The sequence below is a fragment of the Microcystis sp. M53603_WE2 genome, assembly GCF_030065435.1.
The window spans coordinates 1-2,472 of record NZ_JASJFF010000620.1 but is presented as its reverse complement, the minus strand read 5'-3'; the positions used below and the strand labels follow the sequence as shown (position 1 = coordinate 2,472).

The 2,472-nt window shown below is 47.7% G+C and carries 4 protein-coding genes; all 4 read left to right on the top strand.

What is annotated here, in order from left to right; translation table 11 throughout:
- The first annotated feature begins 498 nt into the window (after positions 1-498).
- The 4 genes from rplJ to nrdR all read left to right on the top strand — a co-directional run bounded on the left by rplJ (position 499) and on the right by nrdR (position 2,327).
- Positions 499-1,047 carry a 50S ribosomal protein L10 gene (gene rplJ, locus PX481_RS13210; RefSeq protein WP_002757128.1) on the top strand — a complete coding sequence of 183 codons (549 nt, stop codon included), beginning with the start codon at positions 499-501 and terminating at the stop codon, positions 1,045-1,047.
- Positions 1,048-1,091: 44 nt separating this feature from the next.
- Positions 1,092-1,484 carry a 50S ribosomal protein L7/L12 gene (rplL, locus tag PX481_RS13205; RefSeq protein ID WP_002736522.1) on the top strand — a complete coding sequence of 131 codons (393 nt, stop codon included), beginning with the start codon at positions 1,092-1,094 and terminating at the stop codon, positions 1,482-1,484.
- 104 nt (positions 1,485-1,588) lie between these two features.
- Positions 1,589-1,684: a photosystem II reaction center protein T gene (locus PX481_RS13200; protein ID WP_012267019.1), complete on the top strand. Its 96-nt coding sequence runs from the start codon at positions 1,589-1,591 to the stop codon at positions 1,682-1,684.
- Positions 1,685-1,811: 127 nt separating this feature from the next.
- Positions 1,812-2,327, top strand: a complete 516-nt coding sequence (nrdR, locus tag PX481_RS13195) for a transcriptional regulator NrdR (protein ID WP_002757126.1) — start codon at positions 1,812-1,814, stop codon at positions 2,325-2,327.
- Positions 2,328-2,472: the final 145 nt, after the last annotated feature.

Sequence of the window (2,472 nt, the reverse complement as noted above, 5' to 3'; positions counted from 1 at the left end):
GAGTCAGGAGTCAGGAGTCAGGAGTTTCGGGCTTTGTTGCCATTGTTTTTTGTACCAAGCCATGTACTACAAGAAGGATAATGCAAGGTTTTTGAAAGTCCCAATCCTATTTTCTTGCACTAACATCGGACTTTAACAGGTCAAAAGCCTTATTTTAAAAGGGTTTTACCATTATTCAGCAAACCCTAAGTAGCCTATACTCAAGGGATTCAGTCTTAAATGCGATCGCCCTGCTCGTTCCTTCCCAGGGCTTGACATAAATCCCGCAATAATGTTATGATGAGGGACTGGCTTAAGCCAAAGACAGCAGGTGCGAAACAGCTTAAATACCCTGCCGAGGTCAAAGCGAGAAAACAGCAGCCAAAAAGACTAAAGAGAGATATTTTCTGTCTTGGTCGTGCCTGAACTGGATTCTCTCCACTCAACCCCGGCGCTACAAGGGGTTATTTTTGCGCCTGTCTGTGGACCGGTCCCCCGCATACAGGAGGTGAACAAGGGATGGGGAGAAGCAGAGAAAGCAAGGGAGTAATTCTAGAAGAATTAAAAACCTCCCTGAGGGAAGCTCAATTAACGATGGTCATCGACTATCAAGGTTTAACCGTCGCCGAAATCAGCAATCTACGCCGCAAATTGCGCCCCACGGGAACGATTTGTAAAGTCACCAAAAATACTTTGATGGGCTTGGCGATCGCTGAAGATAGTGGCTGGGAACCGATGAAAAGCCTTTTATCGGGAACATCCGCCTTTCTGCTCGTAAAAGAGGATATCGGTGGAGCTTTCAAGGCCTATCAAGAGTTCAAAAAAGAAAGCAAAAAAACCGAATTGCGCGGCGGTGTCCTCAAAGAAGGGACAAAAGGTCAACTGTTAACAGAAGATCAGATCAAAGCGATCGCCGATTTACCGTCGAAAGAACAGTTAATCGCTCAGGCCGCCGGAGCAATCAACGCCATTGCTGCCAAACTGGCCCGCAGTATCAACGAAGTTCCCGCATCTTTGGCCCGTGCCGTCGATGCCGTGGCCCGTCAAGAAGAAAAAGAAGCGGCTTGACACCGCGCCAATCAATCACTTACAAACAATTAGGAGTCTAACCCATGTCTGCTGTAGCTGAAATCTTAGAAAAACTCAAAACCCTGACCCTCTTAGAAGCTGCGGAATTAGTCAAAGGTATCGAAGAAACCTTTGGAGTTAGTGCCGCCGCTCCGACTGGTGGCATAATTATGGCTGCCCCCGGGGCTGCTCCTGCGGCTGCTGCTGAAGCGGTGGAAGAACAAACCGAATTTAACGTCGTTCTCGAAGAAGTTCCCGCCGACAAGAAAATTGCTATCCTTAAGGTGGTACGCGAATTGACCGGTTTAGGACTCAAAGAAGCGAAAGACCTGGTAGAAGCCGCTCCCAAAGCGGTTAAAGAAGGCACTAACAAAGATGATGCCGCCGCCATCAAGAAAAAACTGGAAGATGCCGGGGCAAAAGTTAGCGTTAAATAGATCGCCACTGATTCTGGGGATGTAGATTACATCCCTAGACAAGCCGAAAAGCTCATTTCCTGATACTATAGGATTGTTATAGCAGTCTTGTAGGATGTCCAACCATGGAAAGCGTCGCTTACATTTTGGTTTTAACTATGGCTTTGTCGGTAATTTTCTTCGCCATCGCCTTCCGGGAACCTCCCCGGATTCAAAAGTAAATTTCTTAACTCCGTTTAGGTTAATAATTTTCTTCCCTGAGCCGCCCGCTTGTCAAAAGCAGGTTAGCGGCTCTGGTTTTCGTATTTAAAGGCTTAAATTAAAGGTTCCCCTCACCGAGCGCCTCCTATGCAGTGTCCTAATTGTCAGCATACCGATAGTCGCGTTTTAGAGTCCCGCTCCTCCGAAAACGGTCAGAGCATTCGTCGTCGTCGTGAATGCTTACAGTGTAAATATCGGTTCACCACCTACGAGCGCATCGAATTCGTGCCGATCACGGTGATTAAAAAAGATGGTAAACGGGAATCTTTTGATCGCTGCAAACTGCTGCGGGGTATCGTCCGCGCCTGCGAAAAAACCGGCATTCCCCCCTCAAGATTAGAGGCGATCGTCAATGATATCGAATCCCGTTTGCAGCAAGACTCAAAACGGGAGGTAACAAGTCAGGAAATCGGTCAATTAGTCCTGGAATATCTCCGGCAAGAATCGGAAGTGGCCTATGTGCGCTTTGCTTCGGTTTACGGCAATTTTCAGGGAATTAGAGACTTTATCGCCGCTTTAGCGCTGCTGCAATCCTCCGAAATCGAACGCGCTCATCCTTCTTGGTCTCAAGTGGAAGAAGCCAGCGTGATCACCTCATCTTAAATAGGGTTTGCGGCAAAAAGTTTTTCCTGGGGGCAGGGTGTGGGGTGTAGGGTGTAGGGTGTAGGGTTTTACCCATTTTCAGGGGGTCAATTACCTAATTTTCAGGGAAAAAGTCCAGGGATTTTCCCCCCGATCACTCCAATAG

Excerpts from the sequence above, each read along its gene's own strand:
- rplJ (WP_002757128.1), top strand. The coding sequence starts at position 499 with ATGGGGAGAAGCAGAGAAAGCAAGGGAGTAATTCTAGAAGAATTAAAA.
- rplL (WP_002736522.1), top strand. The coding sequence starts at position 1,092 with ATGTCTGCTGTAGCTGAAATCTTAGAAAAACTCAAAACCCTGACCCTC.
- PX481_RS13200 (WP_012267019.1), top strand. The coding sequence starts at position 1,589 with ATGGAAAGCGTCGCTTACATTTTGGTTTTAACTATGGCTTTGTCGGTA.
- nrdR (WP_002757126.1), top strand. The coding sequence starts at position 1,812 with ATGCAGTGTCCTAATTGTCAGCATACCGATAGTCGCGTTTTAGAGTCC.